Consider the following 24,647-nt stretch of genomic DNA (forward strand, 5'->3'; position numbering starts at 1 on the left):
TTTAACCCTGAACAATATCAAGCTTCGCGATACCCAGCGCCAAGGTTTTGGCGCCCACGTCACGAAACTGGATTTCCGCCTGGGCGTCCTGTCCAGCGCCGCTCAAGCCAATAATCGTGCCATCGCCAAACCGCGCGTGATGCACGCCCTGACCCACACGATACTGCTTGTCGCCCACCGTGACACCGCTTGCGATGCCGCGAGGTTGACGCGGCGCAATGGTATTGGTGGCTTTGCGGCCGAACGCATCACCCCGATTGCCGCCGCCCCAGCCGGCGCCCGTGCTGCTGACCGGCGCCAAGCCGGCCTTGGGCGACAGCCACTTCAGATGCTCTTCGGGAATCTCGTCAAGGAAGCGTGAGCGCATCGCGTAGCGCGTCTGGCCATGCAGCATCCGGCTTTGTGCCAGGCTGATGTACAAACGCTGCCGTGCGCGGGTAATCGCCACGTACATCAGGCGCCGCTCTTCTTCCAGCCCGGACTGCTCAAGGATGCTGTTCTCGTGCGGGAACAGGCCTTCTTCAAGACCGGTGATGAAAACCGCGTCGAACTCCAGGCCCTTGGCGGCGTGCACCGTCATGAGCTGGACGGCGTCCTGGCCTTGCTGGGCCTGGTTATCGCCGGCTTCAAGCGCGGCATGCGACAGGAACGCCGCCAACGGCGTCAGCCCGTCAGAGGCCACGATGGGCGCGTCGACGACGCCCGGCATCAGCGTTGACGACGTGGCCTGGTCGGGCACCACGCCGGCAGGCATGCCATCGTAGTTTTCTTCCGACGCGAACACGGCCGCGGCCGTGATCAATTCGTTCAAGTTTTCCAGCCGTTCGGCGCCTTCGCGCTCCGCCTTGTAGTGAGCGTTCAGGCCACTGGTTTCGAGCATGTGCTCGACCATTTCCGGCAGCGGCAGATCGCGCGTTTCTTCGATCAGGCGGTGGATCAGCTGGGCAAACTGCGCCAGGTTGGACCCCCCCTTGCCGGCCACCAGGGCCACCGCGCCGTACAGGCTGGTGTCGTGCGCGCGGGCCGCGTCGGCCAGTTGCTCTAGCGTGCGCGCGCCTATGCCGCGCGTCGGGAAATTGACCACGCGCATCCACGACGTGTCGTCATGCGGATTGGCCATCAAGCGCAAGTACGCCAGGGCGTGCTTGATTTCCTGGCGCTCGAAAAAGCGCAGGCCGCCATAGACCTTGTACGGAATACCGGCCGAGAAGATGGCGTGCTCGATCACGCGCGACTGCGCGTTGCTGCGATACAGCACGGCAATCTCGCGGCGCAGGCTGCCGTCGTGGATCAGCGAACGGATTTCGTCCACGATCCATTGGGCTTCCATGCCGTCGGAGGGCTGTTCGATGACGCGCACCGGTTCGCCTTCGCCCTGATCCGTCCAAAGATTCTTGCCCAGGCGGCCACTGTTATGGCCGATCAGCGCGTTGGCGGAATCCAGGATGTGGCCGAACGAGCGGTAATTCTGCTCAAGGCGGATGACGGTGCCGTGCGCGTAGTCGCGTTCGAAGTCGGACATATTGCCGACGTTCGCGCCACGGAACGCATAGATGGATTGGTCGTCGTCGCCCACGGCAAAGATGGCCGCGCCACCGCCGGCCAGCAGGCGCAGCCACTTGTATTGGAGCGTGTTGGTGTCTTGGAACTCGTCGACCAGAATATGGCGGAAGCGGCGCTGGTAGTGCTCGCGTACCGGCGCATTGCGCGACAGCAATTCGTAGGCGCGCAGCAGCAGCTCGGCGAAGTCGACCACGCCTTCGCGTTGGCACTGGGCTTCGTACAGCTGATAGATCTCGATCAGGCGGCGGCGATGGGCGTCATAGGCCTCGACGTCTTGCGGACGAAGGCCTTCTTCCTTGGCGCCGTTGATGAAGCGCTGGACGTCCCGGGGCGGATACTTTTCGTCGTCGACGCCATTGGCCTTCATCAGGCGCTTGATGGCGGCAAGCTGGTCCGTCACGTCCAGGATCTGGAAGCTTTGCGGCAAGCCGGCATCGCGGTGATGCGCGCGCAGCATGCGGTTGCAAAGGCCGTGAAACGTGCCGATCCACAAGCCGCGCGTATCGATCGGCAAGATCGCCGACATACGCGCCAGCATTTCGCGCGCGGCCTTATTGGTGAACGTAACCGCCAGAAGCCCAAAAGGCGAAGCCTGGCCGGTTTGAATCAGCCAGGCCATGCGGGTAGTCAGTACCCGGGTCTTGCCGCTGCCCGCCCCGGCCAAGACCAGGGCGTGCTGCGGTTCTAACGTTACTGCGGCGCGTTGTTCAGGGTTGAGCTTCTCTAGCATCATGCCGCGTAGCGGCGCAGATGTTGAGCGAATTGCTCGAGCCCGGCGATGCCGCTTTGCTGGGCGCGCTGGCACCAGGCCTGCAGGTCATGAAGAAGCTGTTCGCTGCTGGCGCTGGAGCTTTCCCAGATGCGGCCGAGTTCACGACGCATCTGCACCAAGGTCGACAGCGACTTGTTTTTGGCAATGGCGCTATCCACGGCGGCAAGCTGTTCAGGCTGGAGGATTTCCTCGTTGCGGTGGATGGCACGACGCACTTGGCGCAACTTGGTGTAGTCGCAGTCTGCGTTGCCTTCCTGGCGCGAGGCCTTCAGCTTGTTCATCTCTTCGCGAGCGGCGCTCTTGATCACGTCCGCGTAGCGGGCCATGACTTCGTAGCGGTGCGTGATCACGCCTTGCAACGTGCGCAGGTCGATGCCGGTACGGCTGTCATCCAGCTTGAGCTTGGGCGCAACCTTCTTGATCTTGGCCAGGCCAAAGAACTTCAGGATGTTGATGTAGCACCAGCCGATGTCGAATTCGTACCACTTGGCCGAGAACTTGGCCGACGTGCCGTGGGCGTGGTGGTTGTTGTGCAGCTCTTCGCCGCCAATCACGATGCCCCAGGGGAACACGTTGGTGCTGGTGTCCGGGCTGTTGTAGTTGCGGTAGCCCCAATAGTGGCCAATACCGTTGACGACGCCGGCTGCCCAGAAGGGAATCCAGGCCATCTGAACCGCCCACACCGTCACGCCGACCGCGCCGAACAGGGCGACGTCGATGGCGAGCATGGACAGCACGCCCCACAAGCTGTGCTTGCTGTAGACGTTGCGTTCGAGCCAGTCGTCAGGCGTACCGTGGCCGAACTTGGCCATGGTTTCCTTGTTGTTCGATTCTTCGCGATACAGCTCCGCGCCGCGGAACAGCACCTTCCAGATACCGAACAACATGGGCGAGTGAGGATCGCCTTCCTTTTCGCACTTGGCGTGGTGCTTGCGGTGAATGGCAACCCATTCCTTGGTGACCATACCGGTCGTCATCCAGAGCCAGAAGCGGAAGAAATGCATGACGGCAGGATGGAGATCCAGACCGCGGTGCGCTTGGCTGCGATGGAGAAAGACGGTGACCGCAACAATCGTGATGTGCGTCACGACCAAGGTGAATACGACGATCTGCCACCAAGAGGCTTGGGTCAGACCACCGGCAATGAAGGAGAGGATGTAATCCATAAAGCTGTTATGAGCCTCGCTTGTTAAGTGCCTGAAGTTTAGCTTACCTTTGCCGACTTATGACAAGGGAGTTTCAAAATAGTTTTTGAGCGAAATCAAGGACTAAGCCCCGATTTCAGAGCACAAAAACCCTCTCTCGCGACCGCTTCAGGCCGATCGCGAGGCTGGTCTCGCCGATAGACGGCCTTCAGGGCCGGCTACCCCTTCTATGTGGGGGGTATTCGCAAAGACACCAGGTTTTGGCTACATTCCGGTACTAAAGTTCCTGTCAGCAAACAGCGTTCCGCCCGCCGAGGCGCCTTGCGATGCCTGTTTGTTGCGCTCAATGCGGTCCAAAACTGTCTCTTTTGCCCCACTCATGCTGTTCAGAAAAACCCGTCCCTTATTTTTCGCGGCCTTGACGCTGATGGCGCTGACCGCCCACACACCCGCGCTAGCGCAGAACTTGAAGTCCGGCGATGTAACCGTGCTGGCGTCGTACTACGAGATACGGGGGTCTGACTGCCTGGCGCTGCGGGCGCCACGAGTGGTGATCACGCAAAACCCGACGCTGGGCAAGGCCAGCATCGTGCAGACGCGCGGCCAGTCCAGTGACAGCGGGCGGTGCGCTTACAAGGCCGTGCCGGTATCGCAGGTGGTGTACGCCGCGGATCAACCGGGCGCCGACACCCTGGCCTGGGAAGTGAAATACCAGAACAAGACGCTGGGCACCCGGCGCTATAGCGCGACCATCGGCGTGGCGCCGGCCCGGTAGGCTCGGCCCGGCAAGCGGGGAGCAATCCGAAGATCGCAGGACCCGCCCACCGACCGTGTCGCCGCCCACCCGGAGCGTCAGGCGGGTTTGTCCTGCTTACCGGCGTCGGCTGCCGGATCGGATACCGCCTCAGACGCTGCCGACTCAGGAATCAGCTGGGCATCGTCCCCAGCCTCGGAATCGACGGCTGCCGGCGGGGTGGCCGTCGCGGTCGCCGTTTCCAGTTCCCGATCCGATTGCTCGTCAGGGATGCCATCTTCCAGAAGATCGGCGTCGGCCGCTTCCGCTGCCACAACGGCGTCCGCACCCGCTGCCGTGTCGGTGGCCGCGCCCTTCTTTTTGCGCTCGAATACCGCCGCGAAGAAGCCGTCCGTGCCGTGCACGTCAGGACGCAGTTGCAGATACGGGCCTTCCAGCTTCAGGTTTTCGCAACGCGAAGCCAGGATCTCGGCCGCGTCCACGCGTTCAAAGTCGGGATGGCTGGCCAGGAAGCGCTCGGCCTGTACTTCGTTTTCTTCGGCCAGCAGGCTGCACGTGGCGTACACCAGGCGTCCGCCCGGCGCCACGCATCGCGCGGCGCTGTTCAGAATGCGCTCCTGCAACTGGCCCAGTTCGGCCAGTGCCTGCGGGTGCTGGCGCCACTTCAGGTCGGGATTGCGGCGCAAGGTGCCAATACCGCTGCACGGGGCATCCACCAGCACGCGTTGCGCCTTGCCGGCCAGGCGCTTTACGCGGGCGTCGTTCTCGCTGTCGATCACAACCGGCACCACGTTCGACAGACCGCTGCGCGCAAAGCGCGGCTTGGCACGGGCCAGGCGCGCGGCCGACACGTCAAACGCGTACAGGCGGCCGGTGGAGCGCATCAGCGCGCCCAGCAGCAGCGTCTTGCCGCCGGCGCCCGCGCAGAAATCGATGATCATTTCGCCACGGCGCGGCGCGACCAGCAGGGCCAGCAACTGGCTGCCTTCGTCTTGAACCTCGATGCTGCCGTTTTCGAATTGCGGCCAGCGGTTGATCGCCGGACGCCCTTCCATGCGGATGCCCCAGGGCGAAAACGGCATGGCGACGGGCTCGTAGCGGCCTGCACTTTGTTGCAGTTCCGTCAGCATGGCGTCGCGTTCGACCTTAAGCGGGTTGACGCGCAGATCCAGGCTGGCCTGACGGTTCAGCGCTTCGACCAGCGTGTCCGGGCTGTCCATCAGCGCCAGGCGCTCGTCGAGCCAGTCAGGGATGCTTCCTCGCACGGCGCGCGGCAACGTGGACAAATCGATCTGCGACACGCGCTTGAGCCATTCCGCTTCGGCGGCATCCAGGCCCTCTTCCAGCGCTTCGGCGCCCAGGGTGGCGTTCAAACCAAGAATGGCCAGGCGACGCGACGCGGGACCCACGCCGCTTTCGCCGAATTGGCGGTAGCGACGCAGGTGACGCAGCACGTCGTAAACGGCTTCGGCGACCTCGGAGCGATCGCGCGCGCCCAGGTTCGGGTGGTGGCGCAGCCAGTGCGACAGCGCGGCGTCGGCCGGATAGGTCCATTGCAGAATTTCGCCCAGCACGCGCTGGACTTGATCGATGCGGATGGCCGCATACGATTGGCGCGGACGGTTGAACTGCGGCTTTTGCGACGACTGTTCGCGATTGCCCTGCCCGGCGTCACCGCCGCGCGGGCCGGCATACTGGCCGCGCTCCCCACGGTCATCCCCACGAGGGCCGTCGTAGGACGGGCGCGACTGACGTTCATGGCGCTCGGCGCCATAGGAGGTACCGCGCTCACCCCCACGGTGCTCGGCCCCGTAGGAACCGCGTTCGCCGCCACGGCTTTCACCACGGGGACCATTGTTATAGGACGGACGAGAATCCGGGCGGCCTTGGCCCTGGCCGTGCTCACCACGACGCTCCGAACCATAGGAAGCGCGTTCGCCGCCACGATTCTCGCCACGCGGGCCGTTGCCATAGGACGGACGGGAATCCGGGCGGCCTTGGCCTTGGCCGTGTTCACCACGACGTTCCGAACCATAGGAAGCACGTTCGCCGCCACGATTCTCGCCACGCGGGCCGTTGCCGTAGGACGAACGGGAATCCGGGCGGCCTTGGCCTTGCCCTTGTTCACCACGACGTTCCGAACCATAGGAAGCACGTTCGCCGCCACGATTCTCGCCACGCGGGCCGTTGCCGTAGGACGAGCGGGAATCCGGGCGGCCTTGGCCTTGCCCTTGTTCACCACGACGTTCCGAACCATAGGAAGCACGTTCGCCGCCACGATTCTCGCCACGCGGGCCGTTGCCATAGGACGGACGCGAATCCGGGCGGCCTTGGCCTTGTCCTTGGCCACCACGGCGCTCCGCGCCATAGGAACCACGCTCGCCGCCACGGTTTTCACCGCGCGGGGCGTCGTAGGACGGGCGGGGGGCCGGGCGGCCCTGGCCTTGCCCTTCCCGGCGGTCACCTCCGAACGAGCCGCGATCGCCGCCAAAGGAGCCGCGATCGCCGCGCGCCCCGGCACGGCCTTCGCCGCGCCCTTCGCCACGTTGGGCGTCAAACGACGCGCGCGGCGCCGGGCGGCCCGCATCGCGGGCGGGACGCTCATCGCGCCCTCGCTCGGTACGCTGCTCGCGCGCCGGCGCCTCGCGGGCTTCGCCCTTCGGACGCGAGAAAAAGGACCGACCGTCGCGCCCTTCGGAAGCGGCCCTCGGGGAGCCTGCCGGACGAGAACGCGGAGATTGGGGTTTAGTCATGGTGTGTTCCAGTGGGGCGGAGGAGTTCCGCCCGATAAAAGCGATTCGGGGCCGCTCAGGCGGCCGGCGACCAGGTGAAAAGGCGTGCGGGATCCCCCTGCACGTCCACTCGATGGTCGGTTGTCAGGGTAACCCGGCCTTCGGCCAGCCAGCGCACGGCGGCCGGAAAAGCCTGATGTTCCACTGCCAGCACGCGGTTGGCCAGCAGTTCGGGCGTATCACCGGCCAGAACCGGCACACAGCCCTGCGCAATGATCGGGCCGTGATCCAGCACCGGGGTCACGAAATGCACCGTGCAACCGTGCACCCGCACGCCCGTCGCCAGCGCTTGCGCGTGGGTATGCAGGCCGGGAAACGCCGGAAGCAACGACGGGTGAATGTTGACCAGCCGACCGGCGTAATGGTTGACAAAACCCGGCGTCAGCACGCGCATGAAGCCGGCCAGGATGACGTAATCGGGCGCATAGCGGTCGATTTCGGCGGCCAGCGCGGCATCGAAAGCATCCCGGCTGGCGTAGTCCTTGTGATACAGGGCCGCGGTGGGAATGCCCTGGGCGGCCGCCCATTCCAGGCCGCCCGCGTCAGGGCGGCTGGCGATGACGGCGGCAATGTCAGCCGGCCAGCCCTCATTTCGGCAGGCCTCGGCCAGCGCCTGCATGTTGCTGCCCCGCCCTGAAATCAGGATGACAAGGCGGCGCTTAGAAAGTTGTGTTTCCGGCAAGATAAAGAATCCAAAGATGGCCCCCAACGCGCCCGGCTGGGACGCGGTTCGCTTGGCGCAGCGGGCTTGTCCGCCCTCTTCCCACGCCATGAAAACCGGTCGGCGCGTGAACGATTGGGGGGATTGGAACAAACCCGGAATCCAAAATTGTAAACTCTCGCTCGTGAAACCATCGCTGCGTATCTACCGATCCCTGCCTCCGCCCGACCGGCGCGCTCCTTGCGCGCTGACGATCGGCAATTTCGACGGCGTCCATCGCGGGCATCAAGCCATGCTGGCGCGCGTCTGCGAAGCCGCCCGCGAGCGCGGGCTTACCCCTTCCGTGATGACGTTCGAACCGCATCCGCGGGAGTACTTCGCCACCTTGAACCAACGCCCCGAACTGGCGCCGACCCGGGTTTCCGGGCTGCGCGACAAGCTGTCGGCGCTGGCGCGCTACGGCGTTTCCCAAGTCGTGGTGCAGCGCTTTAACGCCCGGCTGGCCGAGATGTCGGCCAACGCCTTCATCGAAAACCTGCTGGTGCAGGGCCTGCAAACCAAGTGGCTGCTGGTGGGCGAGGATTTCCGCTTTGGCCATAAACGCAGCGGCGACATCGACCTGCTGCGTGAAGCCGGCATGCACCACGGATTCGAGGTGCAAACGCTTGCCGACGTCACCGACCAGCAAGGTCATCGCATTTCCAGTTCCGAAGTCCGCACGGCCTTGGCCGTAGGCGATCTGGACCGTGCGCGCCATCTGCTGGGCCATCCGTACCATATCAGCGGCCACGTCATCCACGGCCAGAAACTGGGCCGCACGCTGGGCTACCCCACGATGAATCTGCGCGTGGCCGAACGCTGCGCCGCGCGCTCGGGCATTTATGTGGTGCAGGTTTATGGCCTGGCCGACCGGCCGTTGCCCGCCGTGGCCAGCCTGGGCGTGCGCCCAACCGTTGAAGACCGTGGCCGAGTGCTACTTGAGTCACACCTGCTCGACGACACCGTCAACGCTTACGGTAAACTCGTACGCGTCGAATTCCTGCACAAGCTGCGGGATGAAGAAAAATTTCCTGACCTCCCTTCCCTGACTGCCGCCATCGCCGAAGACGCGCGAAACGCGCGCGCCTATTTTGCCGTTCATGGACTATAAAAAGACCCTCAACCTGCCCGATACCCCCTTCCTCATGCGGGGCGACCTTGCCAAGCGCGAGCCCGCCTGGATTTCGCAGTGGGAGGAAAACCACGTCTACCAGGCGATTCGTGCGGCCAGCCGCGGCCGGCCGCGTTTCGTGCTGCACGACGGCCCGCCCTATGCGAACGGCGACATTCACATCGGCCACGCGGTCAACAAGATCCTGAAGGACATCATCGTCAAGAGCCGCAACATGGCCGGCTATGACGCGCATTACGTGCCCGGCTGGGATTGCCACGGCATGCCGATCGAAATCCAGATCGAAAAGAAATACGGCAAGCACCTGCCCGTGGCCGAAGTGCAGTCGAAGGCTCGCGCTTACGCGCTTGAGCAGATCGACCGCCAGCGTAAGGATTTCAAGCGTCTGGGTGTGCTGGGCGAATGGGATCGCCCGTACATGACGATGAACTTCAGCAATGAAGCCGACGAAATCCGCGCACTGGGCCGCATCCTGGACAAGGGCTATGTGTTCCGTGGCCTGAAGCCCGTGAACTGGTGTTTTGACTGCGGTTCGGCACTGGCCGAAGCCGAAGTCGAATACGCCGACCGCGTCGACCCTGCGGTTGACGTCGCCTTCCCGTTCGCGGAACCGGCCAAGCTGGCGGCGGCTTTCGGGCTGGACTCGGTGGACAACGGCGCGATCGTCATCTGGACGACCACGCCCTGGACCATCCCGTCCAACCAGGCGCTGAACGTGCACCCCGAAATCGAATATGCGCTGGTGCGTGTATCGCCCGCGCCCAAGTTCGGCCCGCTGCTGCTGGTGGCCAAAGACCGCGTAGAAGCGTGCCTGAAGTCGTGGAACCTGGAAGGCGAAATCATCGCCACGGCGCCCGGCCAAGCGCTGTCCGAAATCGAATTCCGCCATCCGCTGGCGCAGTTCAACCCGGCCTACGATCGCCGCGCCCCCGTCTACCTGGGCGACTACGTCACGGCCGACTCGGGCACGGGCGTCGTGCACTCGGCCCCGGCCTACGGCATTGAAGACTTTGTGTCGTGCAAGGCGCACGGCATGAAAGACACCGACTTCATCAGCCCCGTCATGGGCGACGGCAAGTACGTGGACAGCCTGGCGCTGTTCGGCGGCCTGTCCATCTGGGACGCAAACCCCAAGATCGTCGAAGCGCTGACCGAAGCCGGCGCGCTGATGCACGTCGAAAAGCACAAGCACAGCTACATGCACTGCTGGCGCCACAAGACGCCGATCATCTATCGCGCCACCAGCCAATGGTTCGCCGGCATGGACGTGGCCCCGAAAGACGGCGGCCCGACCCTGCGCGAATCGGCGCTGGCCGGTATCGATGCCACGGCCTTCTACCCGGCCTGGGGCCGCGCCCGCCTGCACGCCATGATCGCGAACCGCCCGGACTGGACCCTGTCGCGTCAGCGCCAGTGGGGCGTGCCGATGGCCTTCTTCGTGCACAAGGAAACCGGCGAGCTGCATCCGCGCACGACCGAATTGCTGGAACAGGTGGCGCAGCGCGTCGAGCAAGGCGGCATTGAAGCCTGGCAAGCGCTTGAACCGCGCGACCTGCTTGGCGACGAAGCCGACCAATACGAAAAGAACCGCGACACGCTTGATGTCTGGTTCGATTCCGGCAGCACGCACGCCACGGTGTTGGGCGGCAAGGACGGCGACTTCGCCGGCTCGCACGGCGCCGAACTGGGCTGGCCCGCCGACCTGTACCTGGAAGGCTCGGACCAGCATCGCGGCTGGTTCCATTCGTCGCTGCTGACCGGCTGCATGCTGTACGGCCAACCGCCGTACAAGGCGCTGCTGACGCACGGTTTCGTCGTTGACGGCCAGGGCCGCAAGATGAGCAAGTCGGTGGGCAACGTGATCGCCCCGCAAAAGGTGTCCGACTCGCTGGGCGCGGAAATCCTGCGCTTGTGGGTGGCCTCTACCGACTATTCGGGCGAGCTGTCCATCTCGGACGAAATCCTGAAGCGCGTGGTCGAAGGCTACCGCCGCATCCGCAACACGCTGCGTTTCCTGCTGGCCAACGTGGCCGACTTCGACGCGGTGTCGCAAGCCGTGCCCTACGGCGACCTGTTCGAAATCGACCGCTACGCGCTGGCCATGACGGCGCAGATGCAGGCCGAAGTGCAGGCCAACTACGAACGCTACGACTTCCACCCGGCGGTATCGCGCTTGCAGACGTTCTGCTCGGAAGACCTGGGCGCGTTCTACCTGGACATCCTGAAAGACCGCCTGTACACGTCGGCTCCGGGCAGCGTGGCGCGACGCTCGGCGCAGACGGCGTTGCTGGATATCACCCAGACGCTGCTCAAGCTGATGGCCCCGATCCTGTCCTTTACGGCCGAAGAAGCCTGGAAGGAACTGGTTGGCTCGGCACTCAAGCACCAGGCCGACGCCGCGCGCACGACCATCTTCACCGAGGTCTACCACGCGTTGCCGCCGTTTGCCGACGCCGATGCGCTGTCCGCAAAGTGGTCGCGCCTGCGCGCCATTCGTGCCGAAGTCCAGCGCAAGCTGGAAGAGGTGCGCACGGCGGGTGATATCGGTTCGTCGTTGCAGGCCGAAGTGGATCTTTACGCCAGCGGCGACGACCAGCAACTGCTGGCCAGCCTGGGCGACGACCTGCGCTTTGTGCTGATCGTGTCGCGCGCCACCGTGCACGCGGGTGAAGGCGAGACGCGCATCGATGTCACGCCGTCGACGCACAAAAAGTGCGAACGATGCTGGCATTGGCGCCTGGACGTTGGCCAGGACGCCGACCACCCCGAGATCTGCGGCCGTTGCGTGTCGAACCTGTTCGGTTCGGGCGAAGCGCGCGACAAGGCGTGAACATGGCCCGCCCCTCTGACGCCGGAGCCTCGGCCGCCCCAGCCACCCGCGCCGCGCCCGCGCGCGTGGGCGGCTGGCTGGCGCTGGCGCTGCTGATCATCGTGCTGGACCAACTGACCAAGGTGTACTTCAACACCTCGTTTCAGTATGGCGAACGCGTCAACGTGCTGCCGGTGTTCGACTTCACGCTGATGTACAACCGCGGCGCGGCGTTCAGCTTCCTGGCGTCCGAGGAAGGCTGGCAGCGCTGGCTGTTCACCGGCCTGGGCTGCGTGGCCGCCGTGGTCATCACGATCATCCTGCGTCGCACGCATGGCCAGCCGCGCTTCAGCCTGGCGCTGACGCTGATCCTGGGCGGCGCCATCGGCAACGTCATTGATCGCGTTGCTTATGGCCACGTGGTGGACTTCCTGCTGTTCTACTGGAACGAGTCCTACTTTCCGGCCTTCAACCTGGCCGACGTGGGTATCAGCTGCGGCGCCGTGCTGCTGGTGCTGGACGAGTTGCTCCGCGCCCGTAAGAAGCCTCAGGCCTGACGCCTTCGCGCCGGGGCGCTCTGCCCCGGCCGCCCCTGCCCCCCCCGGCTTTTGCCTCGCTTGATACCCCCTGAATGCATGACGAACGGCGCAATGCCGCAATGCAGAATAAAATCACCCTCCATTCCTTGATTTCACGGCGCTGAACCCGCCGCCACGCCCTCATGCTCGATCTCGCCCGCAAACGCATCGTCCTCGGTCTGACCGGGGGCATCGCCTGCTACAAAATCGCCGAGCTGGTGCGGCGCATGACCGAACAAGGCGCCACCGTCGATGTGGTGATGACCGAGGCGGCCACGCACTTCATCACCCCCGTGACGATGCAGGCCCTGTCGGGCCGCCCGGTATTCGTGGACGCCTGGGACGCGCGCGTGCCCAACAACATGGCGCACATCGACCTGACGCGCGGCGCCGACGCCGTGCTGATCGCGCCCGCCAGCGCCGACTTCATGGCCAAGCTGGCGCACGGCATGGCCGACGACCTGCTGTCCACGCTATGCCTTGCGCGCGCCTGCCCGTTACTGGTGGCGCCCGCCATGAACCGCGAGATGTGGGCCAACCCGGCCACGCAGCGCAATGTGCAGCAACTGCGCGCGGATGGCGTCAGCGTGTTGGGGCCGTCGGCTGGCGAGCAGGCTTGCGGCGAAACGGGCGACGGCCGCATGCTGGAAGCGCACGAGCTTCTGACCGACCTGATCGCTTTCTTTCAGCCCAAGCTGCTGGCCGGGCGCCATGTGTTGTTGACCGCCGGCCCCACGTCCGAACCCGTGGACCCGGTGCGCGTGCTTAGCAACCGTTCGTCGGGCAAGACCGGCTACGCGCTGGCCCGCGCCGCGCGTGAAGCGGGCGCTCGCGTCACCTTGATTACCGGCGCCACGTTCCTGCCCGTGCCGCGCGGCGTGACGGCGCTGTCCGTCATGACGGCGCGCCAGATGCACGACGCGGTCATGGCCAGCGCGGCGGACGCCGACATCTTCATCGCCGTGGCTGCCGTGGCCGACTGGCGCGTGAAGAACGTCAGCACGCAAAAGCTGAAAAAGACCAGCGAAGGCGGCGGCGCGCCGGTGATGGAATTCGAACCGAATCCGGACATCCTGGCTGAAGTGGCCAAGCTGGAAAACGGCCCCTGGTGCGTGGGCTTTGCGGCCGAGACCGAAAAGCTCGCCGAACATGCCGAAGCCAAGCGCCAGCGCAAGGGCATCCCGCTGCTGGTGGGCAACCTGGCGCACAAGGTCATGGACGCCGACACCACCGAACTGGTGCTGTTCGACGAGCAAGGCGCGCACCCGCTGCCGGCGGGTGACAAGCTGGAAGCGGCCCGCCGCCTGATCGCCGAAATCGCGGCGCGCGTACCGGGCTGATATTTTTCCCGGCTAGTTCTTTACCGCCTAATTCTTTACCGCCTAGATCTTTCCCAGTAAATTCTTTTCGGGCCGCATCTTTGCGGCCCCCTTCTTGCGCGCCAGTTTCTTGCCAGCCAGTTTCTTGCCAATCCACATCTCACCGACCGGCAGCTCTCCGCCAAAAAAAAAGAAGGGCCCTTGCGGGCCCTTCTGCTTTACTGCTCCAGGCTGATGTTCGCGGCCTTCACGATATCGGCCCATTGCTGCCGATCCTTCTCAAGAAACTGCGCCGTCTTCTCCGGCGTCATTTCCGTAACCGGCTCGGAACCCAGGCCCGCCATCTTTTCAACCAGCGCCGGGTCTTTCAGCACGTCTTGCAGCGCGGCGTAATAGGCGGCCAGCACGTCGGCCGGCAAACCCGCGGGTGCGAACACGCCCTGCCACGTTGGCATGTCGAAGCCCTTCAGGCCTTGCTCATCCAGCGTCGGCACATTGGGCAGCTGCGGCGCGCGCTTGAGCGAGGCCACGGCAATCGCCTTGACCTTGCCTTGCGCGGCCAGCGGCGCGGCGGTCGAGATGTTGTCCATCGTCATGGCGATGTGCCCGCCCAGCAAATCCGTGATGACCGGCGCCGCGCCACGATAGGCCGCGTGCGGCACCTTCACGCCCAACTTGTACAGCATGGTCTCGGCGATCAGGTGGTTGGAAATGCCCACGCCCGCCGTGCCGTAGGTAGCGGTTGGCGTATTCTGAAAATACGCTTTCAACTCGGCCAGATTATTGGCCGGCACGTCCTTGTTGACGATGACCACGTTGGGTTGCACGGCAGCCAGCGTGATCGGCGTGAAGTCCGACGGCTTGTAGTTCGTGCCCTTGGGATTCAGGACGTGCGTGATGGCCATGGAACCAGCGGCCGCGATGCCGATGGTGTAGCCGTCGGCAGCCGATTGCGACAGGCGGTACGCCATGATGTTGCCGCCGGCGCCGGCCAGGTTTTCAACCACAACGGACTGCCCGAGGCGCTTGGACAGCGGATCGGCAAGCAGACGCGCCAAGGTGTCGGCCGAGCCGCCGGGCGCAAAGCCCACCAGCAGCCGCACGGGCTTGGTGGGCTTCCACGCGTCGGCGGCGTGGGCGGGCGCCAACAGCGCGGGCAAGACCGTCAAGACAGTAACGGCGGACAAGGCGCCAACGGCGCGGTGCAAGGTACGGCTGAACATGAAAACAACTCCCAACAATAAATTGACGAAGACAGCTTCGTCTCCCCATGCCGCTCATCCGGCATGACGGCGCATGAAAACGCCACCGCCACGCCGTGCTGAAACATCGGCGGCTTTATTCCAATAATTGCGACAAGGCCTGCGCCACGATGCGGTTGGACAACAGCACCGGCCGGCCCGAGGCTTGGGCTACCGCGTCGCGCATCTGCTGCCCATAGCCCATGCAATGCATGACGATCAGGTCGCACGATGCCAAGGCCTGCCCGGCTTGGGCGAAGTTCTGCGCGGCCCGCAGCGCATCGGCTTCATAGGGCGACGCATGCACGATCTGCGTGCCGCAGGCCAGCGGCACCGCCAGGTGAAAGAAGTCGACCTGTTCAGCCAGGGGCACAACCAGCCCCACGTTGCGGCAGTGCTGCGACAGGCCCGCGACCAGGTGGTCGACGACCTGCTGCGGCTCAACCACCAAGGTGCGCATGGGCGCGATGGCGGTGCCCGTGCACAGGGGCACCAGCGCGTCGTAACCGGCGTCGTCCGCCTGCCGCATCACCTGGGCCAACCGGGCTTCGGCGGCGGCGGCGTCCAGCTCGATTTGCGTGCCGTCGCGCATGCGGGTGGCAAAGCGATATTCCCCGTCGCGCGGGGCCATTGCAGCCAGCGCGGCCGCGTCCAAGCCGTCCAACGCCCCAAATTCATCGATATGTACGGCCTCGCCCAGCAGGCGCGCCATTTCGGGCACGACGTCGCTGCGCGGCGATTGGCCGATGGTGAAGAACGCCACGCGACGTGTCGCGGCGGCGCTCATGCTGCACCGCCATCGTCATGCCCAACGGTTTGCAAGTGCGCCATGGATCCGTATCGCGATTGCAGCGCGCGCCATTCCGCATCATCGAAGAACGTCATCGTGCGCAGGCCATACAGCTTGGCAATTTCTATGCAGAAACGCATCGCTACGTCGGCATCCACCGCGTTGGTCACGCCGGTGGCGCAGCCGGGCACGGTGGTTTGCGCCGTCAGCGCCACGCCAACGACAGGCGCGTCGGTGACGATCGCCGGTTGCATCAGCGAGTTCACGTGCCACAGGCCGTTTTCGTAGGGCGTGATGTCCTGCGTCGTCAAAGGCAGCGTCACGGGAAGTTCGCCGCTGACCCAGCCCATCACGTCCAGCATCGTTTCGGGAATGCGCAGCAGATAGCCCTGCTTGGCCACCGGCGTCAGCGCCACGCCGCGCTTGTTCACCAGGCGGTTGCCGCGCGTGGTGTCCACGGACAGGATGGCGTCCATGCGCGGGTCCACCTCGTGCGACATCATTTCGCGCATGGGAAAAGGCGAGCGCATCATCGGCACGGGATGATGCGGACGCGTGCCGGCGCGCGGGCAGATGTGCGTGCGGATGCGCACGGTGCCCGGCATCACGTCGCCCTGGCGCGCCATGGCCATCAGCTTGAGCGCCGCGGCAATCGCCACCACCGCCCCGTCGCTATCGGACACCAGGCCGGTCACGGCGGGCCGCGCGCCGATGCCGCCCAGGCGGCCGACTATGCCCAGTTGCGGCGCGGATGCATCCAGGCCCGGAATGACGATGGACAAAAAATCGGTCGCCGCGCCGTCGCGTTCCAGGTGCGTGACTTGCACCTCGCAATCGCCCGCGTCGCGCAGCACCCGCGCCACCGCCTCGCCGGTGATGTGCGCCGAGGACAGGAGTTCGATGGTGTCTATCACCTGCTTCATGCCGCGATCTCCAGCGGGCCGGGGCGGAACACGCGCGGCTCGGTGTGACCCAGGAACAACGGCGCATCATGCGGGCCGACCAGCGCCACCTTGGCGCCGCGCACGCGCAGCCCCGCGCCTTCGGGCAGCCCCAACACCGGCATGTCGGGATTCAGGGTGCAGAACTCGGCCAGGCGCTGGGCCCGCGTTTCGCCTCGGTGGCCGGGGGGATGCGCGTTGGTGTAGTGCGGGTTGATCTGGAACGTGATCAGGCCCAGGCCGTCGAAACCACCCGGGTCGGTAATGGGCATGTCGTTGGTGGTGCAGATGGTGGGGCACGTCAGGTTGGAGCCCGCGCTCCAGCCCAGATACGCCGCGCCCTCGCGCACGCGGCGCTTCACCACGTCCAGCAGGCCTTGACGGCGCAGCTGGCCCAGCAGGTTGAAGGTGTTGCCGCCGCCCACGATGATGACGGCGGCCTTTTCCAGCGCCGCTACCGGGTCTTGCGCGCGGTGCAGGCCTTCGATGGCAAGGCCGGTGTCCGCCAGCGCGGATACCACCAGCGCGGTGTAGTCGTCCCAGTCACGCGTGACGCCGGCGAACGGCACAAAAACGGCGGGCGCGCCTTGCGGCAAGGATTCGATCAGCTCGCGGATATCCGGCATGGCGTGCACCAGGTAGCCGGCGTCGCTGCTGGAATTGCTGAGTAGCAAAAGGTTCATGGGGAAGATTCCATCAACAAGGCAAAGGGAAGAATTCAGGTCAGCCAGTAGGGGTCGTTCAACTTGCGGCCCAGGCCGGCCACTTGCGTCAGGACCAATTCACGCAAGCGCGCCACGCGCTCGGCATCAGCCTGAAACGACACGAACGACAGGCACAGGCCGCGCAATTCGCCGGTGGCCGGGTCGCGCACGGCGGCGGCCACGGCGCCGATGCCGGGCATGGCCTGATCGATGGCGACGCCGTAGTGATCGGCGCGCGTCTGCTCGACCAGCCGCGCCAAGTCGCCCACGGTAGCGGGGCAATCGCGGCCTTCAGTGGGCAGCGGCTGCGCGGGGTCGGCGCCATAGAGCGCCTGGAATTCGGCATCGCTCAAGCGCGACAGCAGTGCGCGGCCCATGGCGGTGCCCGACGCGTTGCGGCGGGAACCGGGCGGCGACAGCACCTGCACGGGATGGGACCCGTTCAAACGTTGCAGCACCACGGTTTCGCGCTGGTTCAAGGTGGACAGGTAGGCGGTCAGCCCGCTGTCTTCGGACAGCCGTACCAGCACATCGCGGCAGGCTTCGTCCAGCGGGGTGGCGGCCATGCCGGCGCGTACCGCCTGCGCCAGCAAGGCGCCAGGCCGATAGCGGCGCGTGGCGGGGTCCTGATCCAGCATGCCGTAACGCTGCATATGGTTCAGCAGGCGCGATGCCGTGCTCTTGGGCATGGCCAGGCGCGCGGCGACGTCGGTAAAGCTCAGTTCCATGGCGCCGTCCGCGTAGAGCGACAGGACGCGCTGGACTCCATCGAGAATGCTCATGCTTGTTCCATAAACCGGAACCTGGGTTCCTTAATAGAGAACAAGGATAATGCGGGCGCGGAACGCGGTCAATACCGATCGTTGCCGCAAAGAAAAAGCCCCCGGGGTGCCGGGGGCTGGAGGCTGGGACCGCGTGGGTTTCAGCGCGGGCGATTAGCGGTCGGCAAGCGTGGACCACTGCGCCAGCGGCAACGGCGGCTGCGCATGCAGGATGCGCGCCAGCACCAGCTTCAATTCCGCCCAACCGCCCCGCTCGCTGGGCCAGGTGGACGGCGTCACCGGCGTCCAGCCGCCGCCGGGCGTGCGCTCGGCCATCTTGAAGCGAAAGGTGTAATGGCCTGCCATGCCCATGCGCAGGTCACTGACGACCAGCGCGTCGCCAATGGCGTCATAGCGCAGCCAATCATCGGTAAACCAACGCAGGCGTTGGTGCAAGGGCACATCGTCCAGCACCCGGGCCAGGTCCAGGTTCAGCGGCTGACGCAGCCATTCCGGCCGGTCGCGATCAAACAGGCTGCTGACGGCTTCGTAATAATTGCCGTCCGCCGTCTTGGCGATGACCCGCCACACCAGGGTGTTGAACGGCATCGACACGGCCCGCAGCTCGGTCACGGCAATGCCTTCCTGGCGCATCGCGTCGCGTACGCGGTCTTCGGCCACCATGCGGCTGGCCAGGCCGAAACCCAGGTACGCCGTGCTGAAGATCAGCGCGCCGGCCATCAGGCGCCGCGCGCGGCCCGTCATGCCGACGGCGATGGCGAAGAGCACCGCCAGCAGCAAGGGCACGGTATAGACCGGGTCAATGATGAAGATTGCCGACCAGCTTTCGGGAACGGGCGTCAGTGGCCAGAAAAGCTGAGTGCCATACACGGTGAAGGCGTCCAGCACCGGGTGCGTCCCCAGCACCAGCCATAAGGTCAGGAAAAGCCGCCTGCCGCTATACGGCGCCTGCGGCCAATATTTGCGTATCAGCCAGGCAAGCAACAGCGCCAGCCCGGTCAGCACGAATATCGAATGGGAAAACCCCCGGTGGTAGGTCATCAGCGACACCGGGTCGGGATAGCGCATCAGCACGTCCAGGTCGGGCACCGTTGCCAGCGCCGCCCCGTACACCAACGCCCGGCGCCCCTGAAACCGCCCCAGCATGACGCCCTGTATGCCCGCGCCCAGCACCGCTTGTGTTACCGAATCCATAGCTTCCCAATCAACCCCGTCAGTCGCACCGCATCAATCAGACAGCCTAGATAACATTTGGCCATCCAGGTAGGCGTTAAGATACCCGATTGCTTTCAGCTAATTTTCAGACTTCGCCTTCATGGATCAATATATCGACAAAATCGGGCTGTTCATCGAGGCCAACCAGGTGTGGGCCGGCCCCATCACCTTCCTGCTGACGCTTGGGGAATCGCTGGTATTGGTGGGCCTGTTCATCCCCGCCACGGCCCTGATGTTGCTGACCGGCGGCTTGATCGGCGCCGGCACGCTGGACCCTTGGGGCGTCATCGCGTGGGGCATCGCGGGCGCCATCGTCGGCGATGCAATTTCCTATTGGCTGGGGCGCTGGGCCGGCCCGGGCGTGTTGCGCCGCTGGCCGCTCAAGCAGCAACGCACCGGCGTGGCGCGTGCGCGGCTGTTTTTCTACCGCTATGGCTTTGCGTCGGTACTGATAGGCCGTTTCCTCGGCCCGATTCGCTCGACCATCCCGACGGTGGCCGGTGTGATGGGCATGGCGCATCACCGCTTCCAATTGGCCAACGTCATGTCGGCCCTGCTCTGGATGCCGCTGATGCTGGCGCCGGGCTACATCACCGCGCGCAGTCTGGGTACCGCGGAAAATGCGCAGCAGATCGCCATGATGATCGGCGCGGGCCTCTCAGTGCTGCTAGGATGCGGGCTTCTGCTGGCGATGGTGCGCAAGCGCCGCCAGCCGGCGCGGCAACGGCGCAGCAACTGATCGGAGAATTGGCATGGCGATAGACCTGGAGCCCAAAGACGGCGATTTCGCGCGCTACATCGAAAACCTGTCGCAGGCGGGCGGCGTCACGCCAGGCAAGGTGCCCGAAAAGCGCCGTGCGTCCGCTCAGGCGACAGCCACGGTAGCCGTGCCCGCGCCCGCCACGGGCGATTCCTTGTCCACCGCCCCTTGGGGCAATACCGCATCGCCGCGCTCGTCCGCCGGCGCGCCGGGCGCCACTGCCCCGTCGGACGCGGCCGATGCATCGCTGGCGGGGCGCGCCCGCCAGCGCAAGGTTGGCATCATCCTGACCATCGGCGGCGTGTTGGCCGGTTGGGCGGCGGTCAACATCGCGTTCCGCGCCCTGCGGGCTTCGCATTTCGAGCTTGATCAGCTGATGCCCGCCGTGTTCCTGGCCTTCTTCGCCTTCATGCTGCTCAAGGCGGCCGGCAGCGCGCGCAAGCCGCGCGGTATGTCGCCGGGCAAGCTGCCGCCCTTGAAGACGTCTTCGTATCGCAAGGACAGCTGAAGCCGGGCGGACGCGCATGGCAATGGTGCTAACATTTCCGCCGCTGTCGCAAAGACCCTTGAAGAATTACGGAGTGAAAGTGAATAACGTTGTCGGATTGAACCAGGCCCAGGCGGCCACGATGCTGAAGTTGCAAGACCACTTGAACAGCATGATCAATCCTGACTGGGTCAACGGCGGTTCGCGCTTCCTGCGCGCCGCCTTCGTCGAATCGGCCGAGGCGCTTGAGCACTACGGCTGGAAATGGTGGAAAAAGCAGACCATCGACCTGCCCCAGGTGCAAATGGAACTGGTCGACATCCTGCACTTTTACCTGTCGCACACCATCGTCCAGGCCGGCGGCCAGCAAGCCGAGGCGGCCAGCGCGCTGATGGCAGACCTGGCCACGCCCGCCTCCGTCACGCTTGATGGCCGCGCCTACGCGCTGGACGGCCTGCCCGTGCCGGAACTGCTGGAGCTGATCGGCGGCCTGGCCGTTTGCGGCCGCGCCAGCTACAAGGTGCTGGAACAGACCATGACGGCGTGCGAAATGAGCTGGAACGACGCCTACACCCAGTACGTGTCCAAGAACGTGCTGAACATCTTCCGCCAGCAACATGGCTACAAGGAAGGCACGTACATCAAGATCTGGAACGGCGAAGAAGACAACGTGGTGCTGGCGCGCCTGCTGTCGCAACTGGACCCGACCAGCGCCGATTTTGCCGATGCGATGGCGCGCGAGTTGGAACAGGCCTACGCACGCCTGAAGTAATCCGAAGGCATCCTCGTTCGGACAAAAAAAACGCCGCGATACGCGGCGATTTTTTTTGTGCCCCGGCTGGCCGGGATGTCAGCGTTGGCCGAAGCGCGTTTCGCCGAACAGTTCCTTGAACTCACGCGGCTGCGAACGCCAGTACTGATGCGGCGCGGCGACCTGGCCGCCCAGTTGCGCGGCCGCATGCCACGGCCAGCGCGGGTCATACAGCATGCCGCGCGCCAGCGCGACCATGTCGGCCTGCCCTTGCGCCAGGATGTCCTCGGCCTGCTGCGCCTCGGTGATCAGGCCCACCGTGATCGTCGGCATGCCAACCTGCCGCTTGATCTCGGCCGCGAACGGCACCTGGTAATTCGGCGCCACGGGAATCTGCTGCTGCGACGATACGCCGCCGCTGGACACGTCGATGAACTCGCATCCCAGCGCCTTCAGCCGATGCGCGAACGCAATGGTCTGGTCCAGGTCCCAACCGCCCTCGACCCAATCGGTGGCCGACACGCGCACGCCCAAAGCCATCGACGCCGGCACGACTTCACGCAGCGCCTGGAAGACTTCCAGCGGAAAGCGCATGCGGTTTTCAAGCGAACCGCCATAGGCATCGTCGCGCTGGTTGGCCACCGGCGACAGGAATTGATGCAGCAGATAGCCGTGCGCGGCATGCACCTCGATGGCGTCAAAGCCCAGCCTGATGGCGCGCCGCGCGCTGTCCACGAAGGCGTTGCGCACGCGCGCCAGGCCGGCTTCGTCCAGCGCATGGGGCGGCGGTTCGGAGGCCTTGTGCGCGATGGCCGATGGCGCCCAGCCTTGCCAGCCGCCTGCCGACGGCGGCACCAACTGGCCGCCGTTCCAGGGCGCGTCGCTGGACGCCTTGCGCCCCGCGTGGCCCAGCTGGATGCCCAGCTTGATGGGCGAATAGCGCCGCACCGCCGCCACCACGCGGCCCAGTGCCGCTTCCGTCTCGTCAGACCACAGGCCCAGATCCCCCGGCGAAATCCGACCGTCGGGCTCGACGGCGGTGGCTTCGGTAAACAGCAGCGCCGCACCGGACAGGGCCAGGTGACCCAGGTGGATCATGTGCCAGTCGTTGGCACAGCCGTTTTCGGCCGAGTATTCGCACATCGGCGCGATGACGATGCGATTGGACAGCTGGACGTTGCCAACCGACGTGGGACTGAACAGGTGACTCATGTAGGCCTCCGGGCTTGGGATGCGAAAGCATAGCGCCCCGGCCATGACACCGGCCGCAATCCCATCGCCCCCGTCAGGGTTAAATGCGTGCGGCCGCTGCCCCTATTGCCCTTCGATCACCGAATCCAGGAATTGACGCGTGCGCGCTTCTTTCGGCTGGCTGAACAGCACGGACGATTCAGCGTCCTCGACGATGTTGCCCTGGTCGAAGAACAGCGTGCGATCCGAGCTGCGTTCGGCGAACTTCATCTGGTGCGTCACGATGATCATCGTCATGCTGCGGCGGGCCGACAGCTTGCGCAGGATCTCCAGGATGCCGCCAACCAGCTCGGGGTCCAGCGCCGAGGTCACTTCATCGAACAGCATGATTTCCGGGCACATCGCCAGCGCGCGCGCGATGCCCACGCGCTGCTTCTGGCCGCCGGATAACTGCGCGGGGTAAACGTCCAGCTTGTCGCCCAGCCCCACCATGTCCAGGTATTCCACGGCGCGTTCACGCGCCTGGTCCTTCGTCATGCCCAGCACATGCACCGGCGCTTCCATCGTGTTGCCCAGCGCCGTCATGTGCGGGAACAGATTGAAGTGCTGGAACACCATGCCGATCTTGCCGCGCACGCGCCGCAGGTATTCGGAATTGACGCCCACCGGCCGGCCCTGATCATCGGTCCACATCGGCTGCCCGTCGATTTCAATGTCGCCGCTGGTGGGTTGGTCCAGCGTCATCAGCACCCGCAGCAAGGTGGATTTTCCCGAACCCGACGGCCCGATCACGGCCACCGTCTGGCCCGCTGGAATTTCCAGGTTGATGCCGCGCAGCACCTCCAGCTCTCCGTAACGCTTGTGCAGATTCTTGATGGTCAAGCTGGCGCTCATCGCTTTCCTCCATATCGTTGCAGGCGGGCCTCCAGGCCGCGCACACCCCATGCCGCCACCAGGCTCAACGCCAGGAACAGCACGCCCACCAGCGTCAGCGGTTCGGTGTACCGGAACGTGGCCGACCCGATCATCTTGCTTTGTTGCAGCAGTTCAACCACCGTGATGGCCGACAGCAGCGGCGTGTCCTTGAACATGGCAACCAGGTAGTTGCCCAGCGCCGGCACCACGGGCGGAATCGCCTGCGGCAACACCACGCCCACCGCCGTGCGCCAGCGCGACATGTTCAGCGCCGTGGCCGCTTCCCACTGCCCACGCGGCACCGCTTCGATGCCGGCGCGGTAGACCTCGGCGCAATACGTGGCGTAATGCAGCCCCAGCGCCACAATGCCGGTGGCCAGCGGCGACATCTGCGCCCCCGTCAGCGGCAGCACATAGAACAGGAAATACATCTGCACCAGCAGGGGCGTGCTGCGGATGAACTCGATCACGAAGGCGGTGGGCAGCGACACGATGCGCAGGCGCGAACGCCGCATCATCGCCAGGACCAGACCCAGGGTGACGGCCACCAGCATGCCCAGCACCGTGGCCTCGATCGTGATGATGAGCGCCGAACCGAGCGTAGGCAGGATCTCCAGCGCGAAAGCCCAATCGAATATCGGTGTCATCGGACTCGGACCCTCCGCTCAAGGGCGCGCACGCCGGCCGTGATCACCAGGGCGACGGCAAAGTACATCAGCAGCATCAAGGCAAAGATCTCGGTCGTGCGCAGGGTTTCGCTGCGCAACAGCTGGCCGCGGAAGGTCAGGTCGGTGATGGTGATGAGCGAGACCAGCGCGGTGTTCTTCATCAGTTCGATCAGCAGGTTGCCGGCGGGCGGCAGCATGGCCGGAATCGCTTGCGGCACCACGATGCGCCGCAGGATCTGCGCGCGAGTCAGGTTCAGGGCCACGCCCGCCTCGCGCTGGCCGGGCGGCACGGCACGGATCGCGCCGCGCACGACTTCGGCCCCATAGGCGCCCGCGTTCAGGGCCAGCACCACAATGCCCACCAGCATGGCCGGCAGTTGCACGCCAAACAGCGGCAGCACGAAATAGAACCAGAACAGCTGGACCAGGGCCGACGTGCCCCGGAAGACTTCAACGTACACGGACGACAGCCACCGCAATGGCCGCACGGGCGACAAGCGCCCGACGCCCGATGCCAGGGCCAGCGGCACCGCCAATACGACGGCGCCCCCCATGATTTGCAGCGTCACCACCAGCCCCTCAAGCAAGGGCGGCACGAGTGTCGCGATGTGTTCGGAAACGACTTGCATCGGCGATCC

At 65.2% G+C, this 24,647-nt stretch carries 22 protein-coding genes; 8 read left to right on the top strand and 14 right to left on the bottom strand.

The window, feature by feature from the left end; translation table 11 throughout:
* Window position 1: 1 nt before the first annotated feature.
* A complete protein-coding gene (locus DVB37_RS16485; protein WP_104144452.1) occupies window positions 2–2,296 on the bottom strand; it encodes a UvrD-helicase domain-containing protein in 2,295 nt (764 codons plus the stop codon).
* Window positions 2,293–3,501 (bottom strand): fatty acid desaturase, encoded by a 1,209-nt coding sequence (locus tag DVB37_RS16490; RefSeq protein WP_104144451.1) that lies wholly within the window; start codon window positions 3,499–3,501, stop codon window positions 2,293–2,295. The genes DVB37_RS16485 and DVB37_RS16490 overlap by 4 nt, the downstream gene beginning before the upstream one ends.
* A 358-nt stretch (window positions 3,502–3,859) precedes the next feature.
* On the opposite strand from DVB37_RS16490, the gene DVB37_RS16495 reads away from it, so the two are divergent.
* Window positions 3,860–4,255 (top strand): hypothetical protein, encoded by a 396-nt coding sequence (locus tag DVB37_RS16495; protein WP_120156224.1) that lies wholly within the window; start codon window positions 3,860–3,862, stop codon window positions 4,253–4,255.
* A 77-nt stretch (window positions 4,256–4,332) separates the two neighbouring features.
* Here the strand turns inward: DVB37_RS16495 and DVB37_RS28955 are convergent, their stop codons facing one another.
* Window positions 4,333–5,808, bottom strand: a complete 1,476-nt coding sequence (locus DVB37_RS28955; protein WP_120156225.1) for an RsmB/NOP family class I SAM-dependent RNA methyltransferase — start codon at window positions 5,806–5,808, stop codon at window positions 4,333–4,335.
* A 1,234-nt stretch (window positions 5,809–7,042) separates the two neighbouring features.
* Window positions 7,043–7,645, bottom strand: coding sequence for a phosphoribosylglycinamide formyltransferase (gene purN, locus DVB37_RS16510; RefSeq protein WP_240434151.1), 603 nt, complete (start codon window positions 7,643–7,645; stop codon window positions 7,043–7,045).
* Window positions 7,646–7,871: 226 nt separating this feature from the next.
* Between purN and DVB37_RS16515 the strand changes: the two genes are divergently transcribed.
* From DVB37_RS16515 to coaBC, 4 genes are all read left to right on the top strand, one after another.
* A complete protein-coding gene (locus DVB37_RS16515; RefSeq protein ID WP_046804667.1) occupies window positions 7,872–8,837 on the top strand; it encodes a bifunctional riboflavin kinase/FAD synthetase in 966 nt (321 codons plus the stop codon).
* Window positions 8,827–11,688 carry an isoleucine--tRNA ligase gene (gene ileS / locus DVB37_RS16520; protein ID WP_120156227.1) on the top strand — a complete coding sequence of 954 codons (2,862 nt, stop codon included), beginning with the start codon at window positions 8,827–8,829 and terminating at the stop codon, window positions 11,686–11,688. Before DVB37_RS16515 ends, ileS begins: the two co-directional genes overlap by 11 nt.
* 2 nt (window positions 11,689–11,690) lie before the next feature.
* Window positions 11,691–12,224, top strand: a complete 534-nt coding sequence (lspA, locus tag DVB37_RS16525; RefSeq protein WP_104144446.1) for a signal peptidase II — start codon at window positions 11,691–11,693, stop codon at window positions 12,222–12,224.
* Window positions 12,225–12,388: 164 nt separating this feature from the next.
* Window positions 12,389–13,585 carry a bifunctional phosphopantothenoylcysteine decarboxylase/phosphopantothenate--cysteine ligase CoaBC gene (gene coaBC / locus DVB37_RS16530; RefSeq protein ID WP_120156228.1) on the top strand — a complete coding sequence of 399 codons (1,197 nt, stop codon included), beginning with the start codon at window positions 12,389–12,391 and terminating at the stop codon, window positions 13,583–13,585.
* A 197-nt stretch (window positions 13,586–13,782) separates the two neighbouring features.
* Here coaBC and DVB37_RS16535 read toward each other — a convergent pair whose 3' ends face one another.
* The 6 genes from DVB37_RS16535 to DVB37_RS16560 all read right to left on the bottom strand — a co-directional run bounded on the left by DVB37_RS16535 (window position 13,783) and on the right by DVB37_RS16560 (window position 19,216).
* A complete protein-coding gene (locus DVB37_RS16535; RefSeq protein ID WP_120156229.1) occupies window positions 13,783–14,787 on the bottom strand; it encodes a tripartite tricarboxylate transporter substrate binding protein in 1,005 nt (334 codons plus the stop codon).
* Between the two features lie 115 nt (window positions 14,788–14,902).
* Complete coding sequence (locus DVB37_RS16540) at window positions 14,903–15,592, bottom strand: AroM family protein (protein ID WP_120156230.1); 690 nt, start codon at window positions 15,590–15,592, stop codon at window positions 14,903–14,905.
* Entirely contained in the window at window positions 15,589–16,518 is a 930-nt protein-coding gene (locus DVB37_RS16545; protein ID WP_120156231.1) for a DUF1177 domain-containing protein, read from the bottom strand. Before DVB37_RS16545 ends, DVB37_RS16540 begins: the two co-directional genes overlap by 4 nt.
* A complete protein-coding gene (gene pepE / locus DVB37_RS16550; protein WP_104144442.1) occupies window positions 16,515–17,219 on the bottom strand; it encodes a dipeptidase PepE in 705 nt (234 codons plus the stop codon). The genes DVB37_RS16545 and pepE overlap by 4 nt, the downstream gene beginning before the upstream one ends.
* A 35-nt stretch (window positions 17,220–17,254) precedes the next feature.
* Window positions 17,255–18,022: an IclR family transcriptional regulator gene (locus tag DVB37_RS16555; protein ID WP_046804675.1), complete on the bottom strand. Its 768-nt coding sequence runs from the start codon at window positions 18,020–18,022 to the stop codon at window positions 17,255–17,257.
* Window positions 18,023–18,175: 153 nt separating this feature from the next.
* Window positions 18,176–19,216 (bottom strand): metal-dependent hydrolase, encoded by a 1,041-nt coding sequence (locus DVB37_RS16560; protein WP_120156232.1) that lies wholly within the window; start codon window positions 19,214–19,216, stop codon window positions 18,176–18,178.
* A gap of 121 nt (window positions 19,217–19,337) precedes the next feature.
* Here DVB37_RS16560 and DVB37_RS16565 point away from each other — a divergent pair, with 121 nt between their 5' ends.
* The 3 genes from DVB37_RS16565 (at window position 19,338) to DVB37_RS16575 (ending at window position 21,256) form a co-directional block, all read left to right on the top strand.
* On the top strand, window positions 19,338–19,976 hold the full coding sequence (locus DVB37_RS16565; RefSeq protein WP_104144439.1) for a DedA family protein: 639 nt from the start codon (window positions 19,338–19,340) through the stop codon (window positions 19,974–19,976).
* A 13-nt stretch (window positions 19,977–19,989) separates the two neighbouring features.
* A complete protein-coding gene (locus tag DVB37_RS16570) occupies window positions 19,990–20,505 on the top strand; it encodes a hypothetical protein (protein ID WP_120156233.1) in 516 nt (171 codons plus the stop codon).
* A 97-nt stretch (window positions 20,506–20,602) separates the two neighbouring features.
* Complete coding sequence (locus DVB37_RS16575) at window positions 20,603–21,256, top strand: dUTPase (protein ID WP_120156234.1); 654 nt, start codon at window positions 20,603–20,605, stop codon at window positions 21,254–21,256.
* Window positions 21,257–21,334: 78 nt separating this feature from the next.
* Here the strand turns inward: DVB37_RS16575 and DVB37_RS16580 are convergent, their stop codons facing one another.
* From DVB37_RS16580 to ehuC, 4 genes are all read right to left on the bottom strand, one after another.
* Window positions 21,335–22,447, bottom strand: coding sequence for an NADH:flavin oxidoreductase/NADH oxidase (locus DVB37_RS16580; RefSeq protein ID WP_046804680.1), 1,113 nt, complete (start codon window positions 22,445–22,447; stop codon window positions 21,335–21,337).
* A gap of 102 nt (window positions 22,448–22,549) precedes the next feature.
* Window positions 22,550–23,320: an ectoine/hydroxyectoine ABC transporter ATP-binding protein EhuA gene (gene ehuA / locus DVB37_RS16585; RefSeq protein WP_104144436.1), complete on the bottom strand. Its 771-nt coding sequence runs from the start codon at window positions 23,318–23,320 to the stop codon at window positions 22,550–22,552.
* Window positions 23,317–23,988 carry an ectoine/hydroxyectoine ABC transporter permease subunit EhuD gene (ehuD, locus tag DVB37_RS16590; RefSeq protein WP_046804682.1) on the bottom strand — a complete coding sequence of 224 codons (672 nt, stop codon included), beginning with the start codon at window positions 23,986–23,988 and terminating at the stop codon, window positions 23,317–23,319. The genes ehuA and ehuD overlap by 4 nt, the downstream gene beginning before the upstream one ends.
* Window positions 23,985–24,638 carry an ectoine/hydroxyectoine ABC transporter permease subunit EhuC gene (ehuC, locus tag DVB37_RS16595; RefSeq protein WP_120156235.1) on the bottom strand — a complete coding sequence of 218 codons (654 nt, stop codon included), beginning with the start codon at window positions 24,636–24,638 and terminating at the stop codon, window positions 23,985–23,987. The genes ehuD and ehuC overlap by 4 nt, the downstream gene beginning before the upstream one ends.
* Between the last annotated feature and the right edge of the window lie 9 nt (window positions 24,639–24,647).

It is taken from the genome of Achromobacter sp. B7, from assembly GCF_003600685.1.
Classification (GTDB): domain Bacteria; phylum Pseudomonadota; class Gammaproteobacteria; order Burkholderiales; family Burkholderiaceae_B; genus Achromobacter; species Achromobacter spanius_B.

Excerpts from the sequence above, each read along its gene's own strand:
- DVB37_RS16485 (WP_104144452.1), bottom strand. The coding sequence starts at position 2,296 with ATGATGCTAGAGAAGCTCAACCCTGAACAACGCGCCGCAGTAACGTTA.
- DVB37_RS16490 (WP_104144451.1), bottom strand. The coding sequence starts at position 3,501 with ATGGATTACATCCTCTCCTTCATTGCCGGTGGTCTGACCCAAGCCTCT.
- DVB37_RS16495 (WP_120156224.1), top strand. The coding sequence starts at position 3,860 with ATGCTGTTCAGAAAAACCCGTCCCTTATTTTTCGCGGCCTTGACGCTG.
- purN (WP_240434151.1), bottom strand. The coding sequence starts at position 7,645 with ATGCAGGCGCTGGCCGAGGCCTGCCGAAATGAGGGCTGGCCGGCTGAC.
- ileS (WP_120156227.1), top strand. The coding sequence starts at position 8,827 with ATGGACTATAAAAAGACCCTCAACCTGCCCGATACCCCCTTCCTCATG.
- lspA (WP_104144446.1), top strand. The coding sequence starts at position 11,691 with ATGGCCCGCCCCTCTGACGCCGGAGCCTCGGCCGCCCCAGCCACCCGC.
- coaBC (WP_120156228.1), top strand. The coding sequence starts at position 12,389 with ATGCTCGATCTCGCCCGCAAACGCATCGTCCTCGGTCTGACCGGGGGC.
- DVB37_RS16535 (WP_120156229.1), bottom strand. The coding sequence starts at position 14,787 with ATGTTCAGCCGTACCTTGCACCGCGCCGTTGGCGCCTTGTCCGCCGTT.
- DVB37_RS16540 (WP_120156230.1), bottom strand. The coding sequence starts at position 15,592 with ATGAGCGCCGCCGCGACACGTCGCGTGGCGTTCTTCACCATCGGCCAA.
- DVB37_RS16545 (WP_120156231.1), bottom strand. The coding sequence starts at position 16,518 with ATGAAGCAGGTGATAGACACCATCGAACTCCTGTCCTCGGCGCACATC.
- pepE (WP_104144442.1), bottom strand. The coding sequence starts at position 17,219 with ATGAACCTTTTGCTACTCAGCAATTCCAGCAGCGACGCCGGCTACCTG.
- DVB37_RS16555 (WP_046804675.1), bottom strand. The coding sequence starts at position 18,022 with ATGAGCATTCTCGATGGAGTCCAGCGCGTCCTGTCGCTCTACGCGGAC.
- DVB37_RS16560 (WP_120156232.1), bottom strand. The coding sequence starts at position 19,216 with ATGGATTCGGTAACACAAGCGGTGCTGGGCGCGGGCATACAGGGCGTC.
- DVB37_RS16565 (WP_104144439.1), top strand. The coding sequence starts at position 19,338 with ATGGATCAATATATCGACAAAATCGGGCTGTTCATCGAGGCCAACCAG.
- DVB37_RS16570 (WP_120156233.1), top strand. The coding sequence starts at position 19,990 with ATGGCGATAGACCTGGAGCCCAAAGACGGCGATTTCGCGCGCTACATC.
- DVB37_RS16580 (WP_046804680.1), bottom strand. The coding sequence starts at position 22,447 with ATGAGTCACCTGTTCAGTCCCACGTCGGTTGGCAACGTCCAGCTGTCC.
- ehuA (WP_104144436.1), bottom strand. The coding sequence starts at position 23,320 with ATGAGCGCCAGCTTGACCATCAAGAATCTGCACAAGCGTTACGGAGAG.
- ehuD (WP_046804682.1), bottom strand. The coding sequence starts at position 23,988 with ATGACACCGATATTCGATTGGGCTTTCGCGCTGGAGATCCTGCCTACG.
- ehuC (WP_120156235.1), bottom strand. The coding sequence starts at position 24,638 with ATGCAAGTCGTTTCCGAACACATCGCGACACTCGTGCCGCCCTTGCTT.